This window comes from Paraburkholderia caribensis (assembly GCF_002902945.1).
Lineage (GTDB): Bacteria > Pseudomonadota > Gammaproteobacteria > Burkholderiales > Burkholderiaceae > Paraburkholderia > Paraburkholderia caribensis.
Map to the genome: position 1 here is coordinate 665,066 of NZ_CP026101.1, position 17,516 is coordinate 682,581.

At 65.2% G+C, this 17,516-nt stretch carries 15 protein-coding genes; 5 read left to right on the plus strand and 10 right to left on the minus strand.

From position 1 onward, the window contains the following. Positions 1-38: 38 nt before the first annotated feature. Both C2L66_RS02930 and lpxK read right to left on the minus strand, forming a co-directional pair. Positions 39-242: a Trm112 family protein gene (locus tag C2L66_RS02930; RefSeq protein WP_007180583.1), complete on the minus strand. Its 204-nt coding sequence runs from the start codon at positions 240-242 to the stop codon at positions 39-41. Then, entirely contained in the window at positions 223-1,239 is a 1,017-nt protein-coding gene (gene lpxK, locus C2L66_RS02935; protein ID WP_060602150.1) for a tetraacyldisaccharide 4'-kinase, read from the minus strand. Before lpxK ends, C2L66_RS02930 begins: the two co-directional genes overlap by 20 nt. Positions 1,240-1,826: 587 nt before the next feature. On the opposite strand from lpxK, the gene xseA reads away from it, so the two are divergent. The 5 genes from xseA to C2L66_RS02960 all read left to right on the plus strand — a co-directional run bounded on the left by xseA (position 1,827) and on the right by C2L66_RS02960 (position 7,207). Further along, the gene (xseA, locus tag C2L66_RS02940; protein ID WP_054933878.1) at positions 1,827-3,206 is read left to right on the plus strand and encodes an exodeoxyribonuclease VII large subunit; all 1,380 of its coding nucleotides are present in this window, start codon (positions 1,827-1,829) and stop codon (positions 3,204-3,206) included. A 219-nt stretch (positions 3,207-3,425) separates the two neighbouring features. After that, on the plus strand, positions 3,426-4,004 hold the full coding sequence (locus tag C2L66_RS02945) for a superoxide dismutase (protein ID WP_054933879.1): 579 nt from the start codon (positions 3,426-3,428) through the stop codon (positions 4,002-4,004). Between the two features lie 307 nt (positions 4,005-4,311). Beyond that, positions 4,312-5,481, plus strand: coding sequence for a CaiB/BaiF CoA transferase family protein (locus tag C2L66_RS02950; RefSeq protein ID WP_060602147.1), 1,170 nt, complete (start codon positions 4,312-4,314; stop codon positions 5,479-5,481). A gap of 21 nt (positions 5,482-5,502) precedes the next feature. Further along, complete coding sequence (locus C2L66_RS02955) at positions 5,503-6,252, plus strand: electron transfer flavoprotein subunit beta/FixA family protein (protein ID WP_060602144.1); 750 nt, start codon at positions 5,503-5,505, stop codon at positions 6,250-6,252. A gap of 10 nt (positions 6,253-6,262) precedes the next feature. Next, positions 6,263-7,207, plus strand: a complete 945-nt coding sequence (locus tag C2L66_RS02960; RefSeq protein ID WP_060602141.1) for an electron transfer flavoprotein subunit alpha/FixB family protein — start codon at positions 6,263-6,265, stop codon at positions 7,205-7,207. Between the two features lie 136 nt (positions 7,208-7,343). On the opposite strand, the gene C2L66_RS02965 is transcribed toward C2L66_RS02960, so the two are convergent. The 8 genes from C2L66_RS02965 to C2L66_RS03000 form a co-directional block, all read right to left on the minus strand. Further along, positions 7,344-8,168, minus strand: a complete 825-nt coding sequence (locus tag C2L66_RS02965) for an SDR family NAD(P)-dependent oxidoreductase (protein ID WP_035986252.1) — start codon at positions 8,166-8,168, stop codon at positions 7,344-7,346. A gap of 92 nt (positions 8,169-8,260) precedes the next feature. Then, positions 8,261-8,677, minus strand: coding sequence for a MaoC family dehydratase (locus C2L66_RS02970; RefSeq protein WP_060602138.1), 417 nt, complete (start codon positions 8,675-8,677; stop codon positions 8,261-8,263). Positions 8,678-8,689: 12 nt separating this feature from the next. Continuing rightward, positions 8,690-9,130: a MaoC family dehydratase N-terminal domain-containing protein gene (locus tag C2L66_RS02975; protein ID WP_060602135.1), complete on the minus strand. Its 441-nt coding sequence runs from the start codon at positions 9,128-9,130 to the stop codon at positions 8,690-8,692. Positions 9,131-9,167: 37 nt separating this feature from the next. Continuing rightward, positions 9,168-10,358: a lipid-transfer protein gene (locus C2L66_RS02980; protein ID WP_054933885.1), complete on the minus strand. Its 1,191-nt coding sequence runs from the start codon at positions 10,356-10,358 to the stop codon at positions 9,168-9,170. A gap of 42 nt (positions 10,359-10,400) precedes the next feature. Then, positions 10,401-11,540 (minus strand): acyl-CoA dehydrogenase family protein, encoded by a 1,140-nt coding sequence (locus C2L66_RS02985; protein WP_060602133.1) that lies wholly within the window; start codon positions 11,538-11,540, stop codon positions 10,401-10,403. Positions 11,541-11,587: 47 nt separating this feature from the next. After that, positions 11,588-13,468, minus strand: coding sequence for a feruloyl-CoA synthase (locus C2L66_RS02990; protein ID WP_060602130.1), 1,881 nt, complete (start codon positions 13,466-13,468; stop codon positions 11,588-11,590). Between the two features lie 260 nt (positions 13,469-13,728). After that, a complete protein-coding gene (locus C2L66_RS02995; protein ID WP_060602127.1) occupies positions 13,729-16,557 on the minus strand; it encodes a LuxR C-terminal-related transcriptional regulator in 2,829 nt (942 codons plus the stop codon). Positions 16,558-16,750: 193 nt separating this feature from the next. Beyond that, entirely contained in the window at positions 16,751-17,365 is a 615-nt protein-coding gene (locus C2L66_RS03000) for a DUF2889 domain-containing protein (RefSeq protein WP_060602125.1), read from the minus strand. Positions 17,366-17,516 lie beyond the last annotated feature (151 nt).

Consider the following 17,516-nt stretch of genomic DNA (forward strand, 5'->3'; position numbering starts at 1 on the left):
AGCGCGCGGCTCGACGCACCGCGTACACGCTGCGGCGCTCAGGCGACGGAACCCGGGTTGAGATCGACGGGCGTGCCTTCGACCGTTTGCCGCGCTTCGTCGACCAGCATCACGGGAATGCCGTCGCGGATCGGATAGGCGAGCTTGTCTGCGTTGCAGATCAGCTCCTGCGCGGCGCGGTCGTAGCTGAGCGGGCCCTTGCAGATCGGGCAAACGAGAATTTCAAGCAGGCGAGCGTCCACGGACTTTCTCCACAACGAGTGCAATGAGGCGATGATCGAGCGTGGCTTCGACGGGGACGACCCAGAGCCGCGCATCGTGCCAGGACCCTAATTTTACCGCATCCTTTTCAGTGATCAGGATCGCGTCGGCGTCGACGTCGACGAACGGATTCGTGCTGAACGCGTAATGATCGGGCAGGGCGCGCGTCTGCGGCGAAAGGCCCGCTGCGCGCAGCGTCGCGAAGAAACGCTCGGGCGCGCCGATGCCCGCCGCCGCAAGCACGCGCTCGCCGGCAAACTGCGCCAGCGGGCGGCGCAGGCGCGGATTGTCGAGATGCCACGCATCGCCGGGCGCGAGTTCCAGCGAGAAGGTATTCGGCCAGGGCGGCAGCGCGCGTTCATACGGATTGTTGATCAGGGTCGCGTCGCGCTCGCGCGACAGCGGCTCGCGCAACGGACCGGCGGGCAGCAGGAAGCCGTTGCCGCCCAGCCGGTGATCGAACACGACGATCTCCGCGTCGCGCTCCAGACGGTAGTGCTGCAAGCCGTCGTCGCTGACGATCACGTCGACGTTGCGATGCGCCTTGCACAGCGCCTCCGCGGCGGCGACGCGATCGGGGCAGACGAACACGGGGGCACCCGTGCGGCGCGCGATCAGGAGCGGCTCGTCGCCCGCCTGCGATGCCTTCGACGTCGGCGTGACCAGCGTCGGCAGCGTGATCTTCGCGCCGTAGCCGCGCGACACCACGCCCGGCGTGAAGCCCGCGCTGCGCAGCGCCTGTACGAGCGCGATCACCGTCGGCGTCTTGCCCGTGCCGCCGACCGTCACGTTCCCGACCACCACGACGGGCACGCGGACACGCACCGACTTCAGCCAGCCGAGCCTGAACGCCGAGCGGCGCGCGAGCGCAACCGCGCCGAACACGCAGGCGAACGGCGTCATCGCCCACGCGAGCGGACCGCGCTGCTGCCACTCGCGCGCGATGCGCGCTTCGATACGGGAAGCTAATTCGCTCATCGGCGGGCGGCCGGCGTGCGCGGTGCGTCAGACAGGACGGACAGGGCGAGCATCAGCAGGCATCTCCGGGCGGTCGGTTGCGCACCGACGGTTGAAAGATCAGGGGAACGACGGGAAACCATGGAACGCGGACGACGACGGCCGTCAGCAGCATGAGCGCGACGGCGAAATCCATTCGCGCAGGCGCGCTCGCCGCGTCCGACAGATTCCGCCAGAACCCGGCACTCTAGCGCGCGAGCGGCGTTAGCTGCAAGTCGGAAAGGCCACCCCACATCGATCTCGCACGACCAATGCTTTATCCATAGCCTGTGGATAACTTTGTGGAGAACGTGCCTTGCAATTTGTCGGGAGGGCCGTCGCGCAAGCATCGGCTCGGTAGATGGGAACTTTTAAGAAGTAAAAATATGATAAAAATCAACGAGTTAAATGGTATTAAGTGGGCTCTGGGGGCGCTTTTGAGTGCGCTCTCGATGGCCCTCCCGACATGTGGACACTTTTAACAATCCGGCGAAAGAGGTTTAGAACGCGCTGGACCTGGCTGGCCGATCGGTCTATCGTCTGTCCGGCCTGTTTAAACCATTCCTCGCATGAATTCCGAAAGTCCTTTCTCGTCGTCCGCCGGCGCGGGCGGCGATGCCGTCGTTCCCGTCTCGGTACTCAACCGCGCGATCGGCACGATGCTCGAACGCTCGTTCCCGCTCGTCTGGGTGTCGGGCGAAGTGTCCAACTTCACGCGCGCCGCGAGCGGGCACTGGTACTTCTCGATCAAGGACGCGCAGGCGCAGATGCGCTGCGTGATGTTCCGCGGCCGCGCGCAATACGCGGAGTTCACGCCGCGCGAAGGCGACAAGATCGAAGTGCGCGCGCTCGTCACGATGTACGAGCCGCGCGGCGAACTGCAACTGAATGTCGAGGCCGTGCGCCGTACGGGGCAGGGTCGTCTGTACGAAGCGTTCCTGCGGCTGAAGGCGCAACTCGAAGCGGAAGGTCTGTTCGACGCGGAACGCAAGCGCGCGCTGCCCGCGCATCCACGCGCGATCGGCATTGTCACGTCGTTGCAGGCGGCCGCGTTGCGCGACGTGCTGACCACCCTGGCGCGCCGCGCGCCGCACATTCCCGTGATCGTCTATCCGGCGCCCGTGCAGGGCGCGGGCGTCAGCGCGAAGCTGGCCGCGATGGTCGAGATGGCGAGCCGGCGCGGTGAAGTGGACGTGCTGATCGTGTGCCGCGGCGGCGGCTCGATCGAAGACCTGTGGGCTTTCAACGAAGAAGTGCTGGCTCGTGCGATTGCGGCGAGCGAGGTGCCCGTCGTGAGCGGTGTCGGTCACGAAACCGACTTCACGATCGCCGACTTCGCCGCCGACGTCCGCGCGCCCACGCCCACGGGCGCCGCCGAACTCGTCAGCCCGCAACGCGTGCTGCTGCTGCGCGAGCTCGATCATCGTCACGCCACACTTGCGCGCGGCTTCGGCCGCATGATGGAGCGGCGCGCGCAGCAGCTCGACTGGCTCGCGCGGCGTCTCGTGTCGCCGGCCGAAAGGCTCGCGCGGCAACGCACGCATTTGCAGCAGCTGAGCGTGCGGCTCGCGTCGGCGGGGGCGCGGCCCGTGCGCGATGCGCGTGGTCGTTTCGCGCTCGTGCAGATGCGCTGGCAGCGCTGGCGTCCCGATCTCTCGCTGCATCGTTCGCAAGTGAGCGGCCTTGCCGAGCGGCTCGAGCGCGCATTGTTGCGTCAACATGAAAGACACATTGCGCGCGTGGAAACGCTTGCCGCGCGGCTCGAAGTGCTGAGCCCGCAACGCACGCTCGAACGCGGCTACGCAGCCTTGCTCGATGCGCAAAACGGCCGCGCAGTGCGCGCGCCATCGGCACTGAAACCGGGCCGCCGCATGACCGTTCACCTCGCTGAAGGCTCGGCGGATATCGCGCTGTCGGATGTTCAGCCGCGTCTTACGGATGGCTTTTAATCGTGTTCTGAAGCACCGTTGGGCACAGTAGTTTTGACCTTCATACGACAGGTGAAAGGCCGCTGCGCGAGCATTAATTACGCTGCCCGCGCAGCGCGTTTTCGCAATGCAGACCATAAAGGGCTTGCGTTTGCGGGGTTATTCCAAGTCGCCTACAATCGAGTGCTCCCACAGCGTTATCCGCAGACTCCCCATAAACAGATACAAAGGAATAGCACCATGGAACATACGCTCCCGCCGCTGCCGTTCGCGAAGAACGCGCTCGCTCCGCACATGTCGGAAGAGACGCTTGAGTTTCACTACGGCAAGCACCATCAGACCTATGTGACCAACCTGAACAATCTGATCAAGGGCACTGAGTTCGAGAACCTGCCGCTGGAAGAGATCGTCAAGAAGTCGTCGGGCGGTATCTTCAACAACTCCGCGCAGATCTGGAATCACACGTTCTTCTGGAACAGCCTGTCGCCGCAAGGTGGTGGCGCGCCGAAGGGCAAGGTCGCGGAAGCGATCAACGCGAAGTGGGGCTCCTTCGACAAATTCAAGGAAGAATTCACGAAGACGGCAGTCGGCACGTTCGGCTCGGGCTGGGCATGGCTCGTGAAGAAGGCAGACGGTTCGCTGGATCTGGTGTCGACGAGCAACGCCGCGACGCCGCTGACCACGGACGCAAAGGCGCTCCTCACGATCGACGTGTGGGAACACGCGTACTACATCGACTACCGCAATGCGCGTCCGAAGTTCGTCGAAGCATTCTGGAACATCGTGAACTGGGACTTCGCGGAAAAGAACTTCGCGTAAGTCTTTGCGTAATCCGGTAAGCGTTTGAAAAACCGGCAAGCGTAGAGCGAATGAAAGAAAGGCCCTCACTTGTGAGGGCTTTTTCTTTTTGGTTTCGATTAATTCGCCATCCGAATTAATTAATGAATTGCGGCAATGCTCGCAAAGCGCGCACTCCCTTCGCCACCCGTTCGGGGTGGTCCTGTCCGCTGCCCGCTAGGGCCTACTACGATCAAGGGGCACTCTGCCGCCCCGACACTCACAAATCGACAGCAAGGCCCGGCCGGCACCCGTCGCCGGGCCGCATTTCCATGGAGACAGATGGACGATGGGCGTTTTGAACGGAATCAGAGTGCTGGAATTCGAGGCGATCGGTCCCGGGCCCTTCGGCGCGATGCTGCTCGCCGATATGGGCGCGGACGTGCTGCGCATCGACAGGCCTGCTGCGCCCGACGATCTCGGGCCAAAAACCAACGGCAAGCGCATCGACGTCACAGGCCGCGGGCGCCGCTCGGTCACGCTCGATCTGAAGCAGCCTGCATCGGCGGCAGCGGCGCTCGATCTGATGGCGCGGGCTGATGTCGTGATCGAAGGCTATCGGCCCGGCACGATGGAGCGGCTCGGACTCGGCCCGGACGAGGCCCTCGCGCGCAATCCGAAGCTCGTCTATGGACGCATGACGGGCTGGGGTCAAACAGGCCCGCTCGCGGCGCGCGCCGGCCACGATCTGAACTACATCGCGCTGTCCGGTGTGTTGTCCGGCATCGGACCGGCTGATGGCGCACCCGTCGTGCCGCTGAATCTGGTCGGCGATTACGGCGGAGGCGGCATGCTGCTCGCGCTCGGCGTCGTGTCGGCGTTGCTCGGCGTGCAGCGCGGCGGATCGGGCCAGGTCGTCGATGCGGCAATGACGGAAGGCGCGGCGCAGCTCGGCGCGGTGATCTGGGGCTTGCTCGCGTCGGGCAACTGGCGCGAGCAACGCGCGAGCAATCTGCTCGACGGCGGCACGCCGTGGTACGACAGCTATCGCACGCGCGACGGCCACTACATGGCCGTCGGCGCAGTCGAAGCGCGTTTCTACGCGCAACTGCTCGACAAGCTCGGCCTCGCGGATGCCGGCCTTCCAAAGCAGCACGATCGCAGCGGCTGGCCGGTTCTGCGCGAAGCCTTCGCCGCGGCATTCGCTGCACGCACGCGCGACGAATGGTGCGCGGCATTCGATGGCAGCGACGCATGCGTCGCGCCCGTGCTCGGCTTTTCCGAGGCGCCCGATCACCCGCAGCATCGTGCGCGCGGCAGCTTCGTCGAAGTGGCGGGCGTCGTGCAGCCCGCACCTGCGCCGCGCTTTTCGGCCACCCCGTCGCGCATCGACAGACCCGCGCCGCAGCGCGGGCAGGGCGGCTTGCGCGCCTTGCGCGACTGGGGCTTCGACGCCGCCGCTATCGAACGGATGGCGGCTTGCGGGCTCGGTTTCGAGTCTGACGCATCGGCAGGTTAATCGAACGACAGGAGACAACAGATGAAAGCACTCGTCGCGGTCAAGCGCGTGGTGGACTTCAACGTGAAAGTGCGTGTGAAGTCCGACAGTTCGGGCGTCGATCTCGCCAACGTGAAGATGAGCATCAATCCGTTCGACGAAATCGCCGTCGAAGAAGCCGTCCGCCTGAAAGAGCGGGGCATCGTGAGCGAGGTCGTCGCTGTGTCGTGCGGCGTGGCTGCGTGTCAGGAGACGCTGCGCACCGCAATGGCGATCGGCGCGGATCGCGGGATTCTCGTCGAAACGGATGCCGAACTCGAACCGCTCGCCGTCGCGAAGCTGCTCAATGCGCTGGTCGACAGGGAAAAGCCGCAACTCGTGTTGTTCGGCAAGCAGGCAATCGACAACGATTGCAACCAGACGGGGCAAATGCTCGCTGCGCTTGCGGGCCTGCCACAGGCAACGTGCGCAAGCAAGCTCGAGATCGCCGGTTCGTTCGCGATCGTGACGCGCGAGATCGACGGGGGACTGGAAACCGTGCGTCTCGCGCTGCCCGCTGTCGTCACCTCCGACTTGCGACTCAACGAGCCCCGCTACGCCACGTTGCCGAACATCATGAAGGCGAAGAAGAAGCCGCTCGATACGACGACGCCCGAACAACTCGGCATCGATATCGCGCCGCGGCTGACGGTGCTGAAGACCGCCGAGCCGCCGCAACGCGGTGCGGGCGTGAAAGTGCCCGACGTCGCCGCGCTCGTCGCGAAGTTGAAAACGGAAGCCAAGGTACTGTGAGGAGACAAATATGACTGAACGTACTAGCGTGCTGGTGGTTGCCGAGCATGACAACGCATCGATCAGAAGCGCCACGCTGTGCACCGTGACGGCCGCGCTGCAATGCGGCGCCGACGTGCATGTGCTGGTCGCGGGACACAGCGTGCAGGACGCGGCAAACGCGGCGGCGCGCATCGAGGGTGTATCGCGCGTGCTGGTCGCTGACGCAACGCAACTCGCCCACGGTCTCGCCGAGAACCTGGGCGCGCAGGTGATGCACGTCGCCGCGCGCTACAGCCACATCCTGTTTCCTGCGACGAGTATGGGCAAGAGCGTCGCGCCGCGTGTCGCGGCGCTACTCGACGTCGCGCAGATTTCGGACATCGTGCGCGTGGTGAGCGCTGATACGTTCGAGCGCCCGATCTACGCGGGCAATGCGCTCGTGACCGTGCGCTCCGGCGACGCCATCAAGGTCTTGACCGTGCGCGTGACGAGCTTCGACGCGGCGTCGCCGCAAGGCGGCAGCGCGCAGATCGAAGCCATCGATGCCGTGAGCGACGCTGGCCTTTCGACGTTCGTCGAGCGGCAGGTGGCGAAGAGCGAGCGGCCCGAACTCGCGGATGCGCAGATCGTAGTGAGCGGCGGCCGTGCGCTCGGCAGCAGCGAGCGCTTCGACGAAGTGCTGACGCCGCTCGCCGACCGGCTGGGCGCCGCGCTCGGCGCGAGCCGCGCTGCGGTGGATGCAGGTTTCGCGCCGAATGACTGGCAGGTCGGACAGACGGGCAAGATCGTCGCGCCGCAGTTGTATATCGCCTGTGGCATCTCGGGTGCGATCCAGCATCTGGCGGGGATGAAGGACTCGAAGGTGATCGTCGCGATCAACAAGGACCCGGAAGCGCCGATTTTCAGCATCGCTGACTACGGTCTCGAAGCCGATCTATTCGATGCGGTGCCGAAGCTGGTTTCGTCGATCTAAAGGCGTTGCCGGCGGCGGCTGTCGCGTCGCTGGCTGCTCACGGAGCGAAGCAATAAAAAAAGGCGTCTCCACAACGGAGACGCCCTCAAAAAGCCCGGCCGGTTCCGGTGAACGGCCGGGCTTCCACGCAACACAGCTACTGCAGATTTCCCGCCACAGCGATGGTTTGCCCCGTGATGTAATTGGACTCGGGCGAACAGAACAGATACACGCCGCCAGCCGCTTCTTCCGGCGTACCGCCGCGTCCGAGGGGATTGCGCTGCGCGTGCGACTTCAGCATGTCGGGATTCAGTCCCACGCGAATATCGCGGCCGTCGATATTGACCGTTGCGCCCGCATGCGCATCCGCCGAAGTCATCCGCGTGTGGATCAGACCGAACGCCACGCAGTTGACGTTGACGTTGAAACGCCCCCATTCGCGCGCCAATGCCCGCGTCATGCCGATCACGCCCGCTTTCGCCGACGAATAGTTCATCTGGCCAGCATTGCCGTTCAGTGCGGACACCGACGAAATGTTCACGATCTTGCGATACACCTCGCGGCCCGCTTCCTTGTCGGCGGCGTGCAGCGCTTTCACATGCGGATACGCGGCGCGCAGGATGCGAAACGGCGCCGTCATATGACAGTCGATGATCGCGTACCACTGCTCGTCGCTCATCTTCTGGATCACGTCGTCCCACGTATAGCCTGCGTTGTTGACGATGATGTCGATACCCTTGAATGCCTTCAGCGCGGTGCCGACGAAGCGATCCGCGAAATCCGGCGCGGTCACGTTGCCAACGCAGGCTACGGCTTCCACGCCCATCTTCTTCAAGGCTTCGACCGTTTCGTGCGCCGGATCGGCGTCGAGGTCGTTGACCACGATGCGCGCGCCTTCGTTCGCGAACTTCTCGACGATTGCGCGACCGATGCCGCGTCCCGAGCCCGTGACGAGGGCAACCTTGCCGTCAAGCTTTCCCATTTGCTGTTCTCCTGTGTAGGTCGGATCGCGTCGAAGCGCGGGTCCGAGTGCTGCTCAAAGCGCTGCATCAAAGCGCTGCATAAAGCGCCGCATCAAAGCGCGATTACGGCCTCACCGACTACGCGCGGCTCGCCGTATTGATTGGCCGTCTGAATCTCCAGCTTCACGCGCCCTTCGCCGTCGGCTTCGAATTTGTCGACGACGCGGCCCGTGCAGGTCACCTGATGCCCCAGATGCGTGATGCCGACAAAGCGCACACCGAACTCGCGCAACTGCCGCTGATCGACCCAGCGCGTCAGCAGCCGGCCGAGATAAGCCATCGACAGCATCCCGTGCGCAAATACGTCGGGCATGCCCGCCTTGCGGGCGTAGTCGGTATCGATATGCACGCGGTTGTGATCGCCCGACGCGCCCGCGAAGAGCGCAAGCGTCGTGCGGTTGACGGGTTCGAGCGTCAGCGGCGGCAGCGTGTCGCCGATCTTCACGTCGTCGAATTTCCGGCTGTTCATAGGCGTTCTCCGTTAGCCGTTGCGTTGCACGAGCACGCTGCGCAGATCGGCGACATGCTCGCCTTGCTGGTTCGTCACGCGTGTTTCGCGCACGACGAATTCGAGCGCGCCGTTCTTTTTGTCGTAGATGTCGGCGATGCGGCTTTCGAAGCGCAGCACATCGCCCGCATGCGCAAGGCGGTGGTACGTGAACGACTGCTCGCCGTGCAGGACGCGCGACATCTGGATACCCAGCTCGTCGCGCCAACTCGTATCCGGCTGCTGAAACTCCAGCGAGAACAGAAACGTAGGCGGCAACGGCAGGGCGGGATGCCCCAGGTCGCGCGCCGCCGATTCGTCCAGATACACGGGATTGGTCTCGCCCGTCGCCTTTGCGAAGAGGCGCAACTGACCTGCTTCGGCGACTGCGCAAAACGGCGGCAACACCTTGCCGATAAATTTTTTGTCGATCATGTCGAATGCTCCGTGAAGGCGGCCGCTTCAAGCGGTCTCAGCGCGCCGCCTTGTAGACGGTCACGACGCACGCGCCGCCCAGCCCGACGTTGTGCGCGAGCGCGACCCGCGCGCCTTCGACCTGGCGCGCATCCGCCTTGCCGCGCAACTGCTGCGTGAGCTCGAAACACTGTGCAAGACCTGTCGCGCCCAACGGATGTCCCTTCGACAGCAGACCACCCGACGGATTGACCACCCATTTGCCGCCATACGTGTTGTCGTCGTCGTTGACGAGCTTCGCGCCGTCGCCTTCCGCGCACAGGCCGAGCCCTTCGTACGTCAGCAGCTCGTTCTGCGCGAAGCAGTCGTGCAGTTCGATCACGTCGATGTCTTGCGGGCCGATGCCCGCCTGCTCATACGCGCTCTTCGCGGCGTCGCGCGTCATGTCGAAACCGACCACGCGGATCATGTCGCGCGCCTCATACGTGCTCGGCAGATCCGTGGTGAGCGCCTGGCCCGCGATCGTCACGTCGGTATGCAGCCCGCGCTTGCGCGCGAATTCTTCGGAAACGATGATCGCGGCAGCCGCGCCGCAGGTCGGCGGACAGGCCATCAGACGCGTCAGCACGCCGTCCCACAGCATCGGCGAGGCCAGCACGTCTTCCGTCGACACGACGTTGCGGAACACGGCGAACGGATTACGCGCCGCGTGCTGGCTCGCCTTCGCGCGAATCTTCGCGAACGTTTCGAGCTTCGTGCCGTACTTCTTCATGTGCGCCATGCCGGCGCCCGCGAACTGGCGAATCGCGTTGCTCAGCCCTTCGGGGCGGCCGACCAGTTGATCCGTCATGTCGAGCGCGCGTTCGAGCGCGCTGGCGCGATCGGTCCACACGGACTTGAGCGCGCCCGGCCCCATGTACTCGAAGCCAACGGCGAGCGCGCAATCGACCGCGCCGCTCGCGACGGCCTGGCGTGCGAGAAACAGCGCCGACGAGCCCGTCGCGCAGTTGTTGTTCACGTTGATGACGGGAATGCCCGTCATGCCGACGTGATAGAGCGCTTTCTGACCGGAGGTCGAATCGCCGTACACGTAACCGGCGTAGGCCTGCTGCACGTCGCCATAACCGATACCTGCATCGGCGAGCGCATCGCGCACCGCGTTCGCGCCCATCACGTCATAGGTATCGCTGGTGCCCGGCTTTTTGAACGGAATCATGCCGACACCGGCGACGAAGACATTGCGAGTCATGTCACTGCTCCTTCTGAATGGATGTTCGATTGACGTGTGGGATCACAGCTTGCGGGAGATGAGGTCGCGCATGACCTCGCTCGTGCCGCCATAGATACGCATCACGCGCGCATCGGCGAACGCGCGGGCGACGGGGTACTCGAGCATGTAGCCGTAGCCGCCGTGCAGCTGCACCATGTCGTCGAGCGCCTTGCCGAGCGTTTCCGTGGCGAACAGCTTGGCGATCGCGGCTTCTTCGAGCGTCAGGCGGCGGCGCACGTGTTCCGCGAGATAGTGGTCGACGAGCAGACGCACGGCCGAGGCCTGCGCCTTGATGTCGGCCAGCTTGAACTTGGTGTTCTGGAAGTCCCACACGGTCTGATTGAACGCGCGGCGATCCTTCACGTAGTTGATCGTGTGATCGAGACAGACTTCCAGCTTGGCAGCCGCGCCGATTGCAATGGACAGACGCTCTTGCGGCAGTTCGGCCATCAGGTACGCGAAGCCCTTGCCTTCCTCGCCGAGACGGTTCGACACGGGCACGCGCACGTTGTCGAAGAACAGTTCTGCCGTGTCCTGCGCATGCTGGCCGACCTTGTCGAGCTTGCGGCCGCGCCGGAAGCCGTCGCGGTCCGCTTCGACGACGATCAGGCTCACGCCCTTCGAGCCCGCGTTCGGATCGGTCTTGCAGACCATGATGATGAGATCGGCATTCAGCCCGTTGCTGATGAAAGTCTTGCTGCCGTTGATCACGTACTCGTCGCCGTCGCGGATCGCCGTCGTGCGAATCGCTTTCAGGTCGCTGCCCGTGCCCGGCTCGGTCATGCCGATCGCGAGAATGGCTTCGCCGGAGCAGACTTTCGGCAGCCAGCGTTCTTTCTGTTCTTCATTGCCGAGCCGCGCGATATACGGCGCGATGATGTCGGAGTGCACCGAAAAGCCCAGGCCGCTGACACCCGAGCGGTTGATCTCTTCATTGAGCACGGCCGCGTGGCCGAAGTCGCCGCCGCCGCCGCCGTACTCCGTCGGCAAGGTGAGGCACAGCAGACCTTCGCGGCCCGCCTTGAGCCACGTTTCGCGGTCGACTTTGCCCGCCTTGTCCCACTCGGCCTGCTTCGGCACGCATTCGCGTTCGAGAAAGCGCCGCGCGCTGGTGCGCAGCATTTCGTGATCGTCGCGGAAGACGGTTCTGGTAATTTGCATGACTAAATATTCCTGTTCGAATGAAGGCGTAGGCCTTTTGCGGATCGTTACTGCGCGCTGGCGATGTGCCCGGCGGACGGAGTCTGAAAAAGCTGTTCGACGAAATGCGCGCGTCGCGCGCGCGTCACCGACTGGTTGACGTAGCCCTTGTCGGCGATCTCATTGGCGTCGATGGACGGCGGCTCGGCCATCAGCATCACGCGCTCGATGCGCAGACTCGAGCCGCTGCTTGCCTGCGCGCGCAGACACTCGCTCAGCGCGTCGACGACGATGGGGTGCTGCACGAGCGCCGCGACATCGAGTGTCGCGAGTTCCGGCGCGAGCTTCCTGCACGCGGCGACATTGGGCCAGGCGAGCGCGGCGAGATAATCGTGATCGTGTCCGCAGATCACGGCATCCGTCAGCAGCGGCGAGCAGCGCTCCAGCAGCGCGAGCCGGACGGCGCCCGTACGCACCCATGTGCCGTTGGTCAGCTTGAAGTCTTCGACGACGCGGCCGGCGAACATCATGCCTTGCGACGGATCGTCGGTATTCACGAGACGCACGGCGTCGCCGAGACGGAAGAAGCCGTCGTCGTCGAAGGCGGCCGCCGTCAGTTCCGGATGCGCGATATAGCCGCCGAACACGTGCGGTCCGCGCATGCGGATCTCGTAGCGCGCGTCGTCGCCTTCGAGCGGTACGAGCTTCACCTCGGCGCCAGGGACGGGCGTGCCGATATTGCCGTTTTCCGCATTCGCGCGGCCGCAGTAGGTGCCCATGCCGCTCGTTTCGGTACAGGCGAGGCCCGTGCAGAACGCGATACGCTGCCCGATGGTCTGCTCCGCGACGCGCTGGATGCGCTCCCATATATCGCGGGGCAGGCTCGCGCCGCCGTAGCCAAAGAAATGCACATTCGCGAACAGCTTGCGCGCAAGCGCCGGGTCGCGTTCGAGTTCGCCTGCGAGCACGGTCCACGCGGACGGCACGCTCGTGAAGATAGTGGGCGACACGTCGCGCAGATTGCGCACCGTGCGTTCGATCATGCCGGGCAGCGGCCGGCCGTCGTCGATATGATGGGCCGCGCCGAACTGGATCGAACGCCCGAGGTTCAACACGCCGCCGAGCCCGTGGTGCCACGGCAGCCAGTCGAGAAACACGGGCTCGGTCTCGCGCAGCCAGCCGAGGTTGTCGGCATAGTAGGCGGCGACCGCGCGGAAGTTGCCGTACGTCAGCGCGACGCCTTTGGGCGTGCCTGTCGAACCGGAAGTGAACAGCACGCGGGCGGTGTCGTCGGCGCGGATCGACGCGTGCGCGGCTGCGACCTTGGCGATCTGTAGCGGCGTGAGATCTTCGTCGATCAGGTCTGCCCAGGCGATCACGCCGGGGCGCACGCCCCGAACCGTGATAACGGTCGTCGTAGCCGAGCTGAGGGCGGCAAGCGCGCGCTCATACGGCGCCGTGTCCTGTACGAACAGCGCGGCGGGCGGCACGAGTGTCGCGACGCCGGCGAGGCGTGCGAAATCCTTGCTGACGGTCGAATACGCGGGCGAGACGGGCGCGGTGGGCACGCCGACATACTCGGCGGCGAGCAGCAGCACCGCCTGCTCGATCGAGTTGCCCGACAGGAGCATCAGCGGCTGATCGTGATCGAGGCCAAGCTCGAGCAGCGCCGCACCGACGAGCTGGACCTGCCGCCACAGTTCGGCCCAACTCAGTGAACGCCACTCGCCGCGCGCGTCGCGTTCGCGGAACGCGGGTTTGTTGCCACGCTGGGCGGCCCACGCGGGGATGAAATCCGCGAAGCTTTTTTCGGCGATGTCGGGCGGCGGCGTGGCCGAACGCAGTATCAGCGTGCCGTCCGCGCGACGTTCGACCACCGTGCGCCGCTCGGGAATGCGAACGGGACGGTAGGACGCTGCCGCCGGTTGAGTAGGGGTGACCGTCATCATGACGCCTTGTCTCCTATGTCAGCGATGGCCGGCGGGGCGCTTTGGCGCCCTACGCTTGCCTTGTGCAACATGGTTGCTGGACTGCGTGATGAGCGCCGCGCATCCGCGTTTTGTCGTGAAGGTTGCCGGCGTGTCGACGCGCGGCTGACCTGTATCCAAGCGTAGTGGCAGACGCTACGTGCAAAACCACCCGTGCCGGGTGGCGGCGTCGATAAGGATGAAGGCCCGCAAGCAGGTGGCGGGTCGCGCGTGCTGCGCCGTCAGCGTACGGTCTCGGCCGACGCGCGTCCCAGCTCGAAGTCGCGCACCCGCGCTACGGCTTCGTCACGGCTCGATACGCCGAGCTTGCCGTAGATATTCTTCAGATGCCATTTGACGGTTTCCGGCGACAAACCGAGCGTGCGCGCGATCTTCTTGTTCGGCAGCGCCTGCGCGAGCAGGTGCACGACCTCTGCTTCACGCTCGCTCAGCAGTTCGGCGCCTGTCGACATATTGCCGCGCGCATCGACAGGCGCGGCGCACCGTCCGGCCCCGGCCCCGGCGGCCTCATGCGCCGCATCCAGCCGCGACGCGTAGAAACGCAGCAAGGGATCTTCCGGCGTCGCGTCGAGCACGGCATGAATCACGTCCAGCGCGCCACGGTCCGCGTCGAGCAGCGTGCGCACGAGGCCGAGGCGGTGACCGCGCCGCAACGCCGACAACACGAATTTATGCATCGCAGCCGTGCGTCCGAGGCGCGCCGCAACGACGGCCGCCTGCATCTCATAGCGCGCCGCATGGCGTTGCCAGCCGCGCTCTTCGCACAGCGCGATCAGCGGTTGCAGCCGCACGGCAGCCGCCTCGAAGTCTTCGTGCGCGACGCACCAGTCGGCATGCGCCTGATCCGTCAGCGCTGCCACGGCCGTCAGCGTACTCGCGCGCTCGGGCGGAACCCGCGCGGCAAGCGTATCGAGACGTGCGAGCGCGGTTTCGGCGGCATCGAAATGATCGATGGACAGATGATGGCGCACCTGCTCGGCAAGGCCGTGCGCGACGAGGCGCAGCAGCCCGTGCTGGGATGCGTATTCGTCGAGCCGTTCGAGATAGGCCATGGCATCGAGATGATGACCCGCCAGCCAGTGCACGGACGCCAGCACGGTATGCACGCGCAGCACCGAATCGGGCACCGATACGCGTTCCAGCACGTCGACGCGGCCTTCGATCAGCTTGCGCGCCGCGTCGGGCTCGTTGAATTCGTACAGCACTTCGCCGAGCAGCGCCGCCGCGAGGCAACTCGCCTCGGCGGCCGGGCTGCCGCGCGAGTCGGCTTCGAACAGCACGTCGCGGCAGATGCGCTCGGCCTGGACGAACTTGCCTTCCAGCGCATAGCTGAAGCCGACGAAGCAGCGTCCGTTCAACGTGCCCGCGCTCGTGCCGACAAGCGGCGCATCGTCGAACAGGATGGGCGGCGAGTCGAGTTGCATGCGTCGCGCGTCCGCATATTGGCCGCGATGCATGTACAGCCACGAGAGAATATTGTTGCGCGCGCCGACGATCAGCCCGTCCGCCTCGGCCGGCGCGTCGAGCAGGCGCGGCAGGATCGACATCGCGCCGTCCGTGTCGTCGCGCTGCACGGCCAGCGCGGCCTGCAGCAGCGTGAGCCGGTATTGAAGCGAGGGATCGGCGTGGCCGATGTCGCCTTGCAGGCTCGCGACCGTCGTCTCGCAGGCGGCGAAATCGCGTGCGTACAGATGCAGATGCGCCATCCACAGACGCAGACCGAGGCGCGCCTGAATTTCCGCGACGGGCAGCATGCGGATCAGCGCGACCACCTTGCGCAACTCGCCGCCAACCTGCAACTCGCGCGCAACGGCGAGCACGAGGTCCGCGGCCGCGCCCGGTTCGCCCGCCAGCAGCGCATGGCGCACGGCTTCGTCCGCGTGGCCGTGCGCGCGGAACCAGGCCCATGCGGCGCGGTGCACGTCGCGCTGGTAACGCTCACTGCGCGCGCCGAAACGTTCGAGCAGCGTTTCGCGAAACAGTGGATTGAGCCGGTACCACACTGCCGCGTCCTGCGACTCGACGGGCGCGACGAACAGGTTGTCGCTCTCCAGCCGCGCGAGCAGCGCGAGCACGTCGGCGGGATTCTGCTCGCTCCCCACCAGCGCGACGCACAGCGGTCCGCAGATGCGCGCGCACGCTGACATGCGGATCAGCAGCTCGACCTCGGAAGGCGACAGCCGCGACAACACTTCCCGCTCGAAGTAATCGGCGAATGCGCGCGGATCGTGAAGGTGCAATTGCGCCTGCATGTCCGCCGATGCGGTGTTGCCCGGCGCTTGCCGGTTGCGCTTGGCGCGGATGGCGAATAGCTGCAGTCCCGCCGCCCAGCCATCGGCGAGTTCGTGGAGGCGCCGCGCGTCCTTCGTGGAAATATCGCCGATCTGCGCTTTCAGAAAGGCTTCGGATTCCTGGGCAGTGAAGCGCAAATCGCGCATGTCGATTTCGAGCACCAGACCCTGGTCGCGCAACCTGCCCAACGACAGCGGCGGGATGGTGCGCGACGCGAACACGATATGCAGGTTCGCGGGCGCGTAATCGAGCAGCCATTGGAGCGCTTCATGGTTGCGCGCGTTGGCGAGATGATGCACATCGTCGAGTACGAGCACGAGTTCGGCGGGGTGGCGCGCGATGCCGTTGACGAGCGCAATCACCGTGCGCTCGACGGCTTCTTCGTCCATTCCGCGTCCGCCGAGCAGCGCGGCTTCCTTGCAGATCGACGGATTCACCTGGCTGAGGCTGCTGACCAGATCGCCGAGGCAGACGGCGGGATCGTCGTCGTCCGACGTGAAAGTCAGCCACGCGATATCGAAGCCGAGCGGCAGCATCGCTTCGCGCCAGGCGACGAGAGCCGTCGTCTTGCCCGAGCCGGCCGGTCCCTGAACGACGATGCAGCGCATGCGGCGCGCGTCGCGCAGTTGGGCGAGCAGCCGTTCGCGCGCGACGACACGCGCCGCATTGCGCGGGGGAAGCAGGCGGAGGTGGACGCCGGATTCATCGGTGCCGGCGTCGCGTCGGCAAGCGGAAACAGAGCGGGAATTCTGCGGCATATCGACCTGCGCCTCGTGTCTCCCGCGCCATCGGTAATGGCCGTTGGGAAGACAAAAAATGACGGGTCATTCTATCGCAGTGCAGATCAAGCGCCGCTTCGGGGCGATACCGATAGGAGGTCGCGCAGCGTTGCGGTAGTGCGCGATCCGCGTCTCCTATCTCAATATAAATCGGCGAATGTTTTGCTCGATATCATTTCACGTCTGAAAGAGACCGTGCGACGATTGCCGCCTTTTTTACATCGATAGCCGATCCGCCGTTGCCCGAAACTTCGCTTCGGCGTTCGCGTACGAAGCGCACGACTTCGCCGTCGGCGCGCCAGGCGTGGCAGGTATCGATCATCTGCGCAATGTGCGCTTCGGCGTCGCTGGCGCCGGGACGTGCGCCCATCAGCGTCTGCAGCGCGGTGGTCGCAAGCGGGCCGAGCAACTCCGTCAGATGCGTGCAGCCGTGCTTGCCGCCGACGCGCTCTTTCACCTGCTTCCTGAAACCGGCCGCGATTCGCACGCCCACGAGACTTTCATAGGCCGCGTTGATCTGCGCGCAGTACGGCGAAGGGCCCGTATCCGTCGATGCGCTCGCGCGCCGGATCAGGCCCGCAGCGTCGATGGTGAGCGTGATGCACAGATCGTGGAGCGGCTCGCCGGCGGGGACCTGCTTGTAGAGCAGGTCAGCCGTGTCGGTTTTGATGTCCGTGAGGCGCGCCTCGATGTCGAACAGTCCGTCGCTGCGCTCGTATCCGTTGCAGACGATGTGGCGCGTGTGCAGCAGACGCCGGGTGGGTTTGCACGCGGCTGGATCGTTCATGGCGATTGGGCTCCCGGCAGGTGGGCAAGAAAAGCGGACCAGAAAAGTCCGCGAACAGGATGACGCCTCAGCGTAGACGGTCGCATCGCGCACGCGGCCACCTCGTTTGGGTGGTGGCGTTTCAGTCGGGGTATTCCCGTTCCTACTCGAT

Excerpts from the sequence above, each read along its gene's own strand:
- lpxK (WP_060602150.1), bottom strand. The coding sequence starts at position 1,239 with ATGAGCGAATTAGCTTCCCGTATCGAAGCGCGCATCGCGCGCGAGTGG.
- xseA (WP_054933878.1), top strand. The coding sequence starts at position 1,827 with ATGAATTCCGAAAGTCCTTTCTCGTCGTCCGCCGGCGCGGGCGGCGAT.
- C2L66_RS02945 (WP_054933879.1), top strand. The coding sequence starts at position 3,426 with ATGGAACATACGCTCCCGCCGCTGCCGTTCGCGAAGAACGCGCTCGCT.
- C2L66_RS02950 (WP_060602147.1), top strand. The coding sequence starts at position 4,312 with ATGGGCGTTTTGAACGGAATCAGAGTGCTGGAATTCGAGGCGATCGGT.
- C2L66_RS02955 (WP_060602144.1), top strand. The coding sequence starts at position 5,503 with ATGAAAGCACTCGTCGCGGTCAAGCGCGTGGTGGACTTCAACGTGAAA.
- C2L66_RS02960 (WP_060602141.1), top strand. The coding sequence starts at position 6,263 with ATGACTGAACGTACTAGCGTGCTGGTGGTTGCCGAGCATGACAACGCA.
- C2L66_RS02965 (WP_035986252.1), bottom strand. The coding sequence starts at position 8,168 with ATGGGAAAGCTTGACGGCAAGGTTGCCCTCGTCACGGGCTCGGGACGC.
- C2L66_RS02970 (WP_060602138.1), bottom strand. The coding sequence starts at position 8,677 with ATGAACAGCCGGAAATTCGACGACGTGAAGATCGGCGACACGCTGCCG.
- C2L66_RS02975 (WP_060602135.1), bottom strand. The coding sequence starts at position 9,130 with ATGATCGACAAAAAATTTATCGGCAAGGTGTTGCCGCCGTTTTGCGCA.
- C2L66_RS02980 (WP_054933885.1), bottom strand. The coding sequence starts at position 10,358 with ATGACTCGCAATGTCTTCGTCGCCGGTGTCGGCATGATTCCGTTCAAA.
- C2L66_RS02985 (WP_060602133.1), bottom strand. The coding sequence starts at position 11,540 with ATGCAAATTACCAGAACCGTCTTCCGCGACGATCACGAAATGCTGCGC.
- C2L66_RS02990 (WP_060602130.1), bottom strand. The coding sequence starts at position 13,468 with ATGATGACGGTCACCCCTACTCAACCGGCGGCAGCGTCCTACCGTCCC.
- C2L66_RS02995 (WP_060602127.1), bottom strand. The coding sequence starts at position 16,557 with ATGCCGCAGAATTCCCGCTCTGTTTCCGCTTGCCGACGCGACGCCGGC.
- C2L66_RS03000 (WP_060602125.1), bottom strand. The coding sequence starts at position 17,365 with ATGAACGATCCAGCCGCGTGCAAACCCACCCGGCGTCTGCTGCACACG.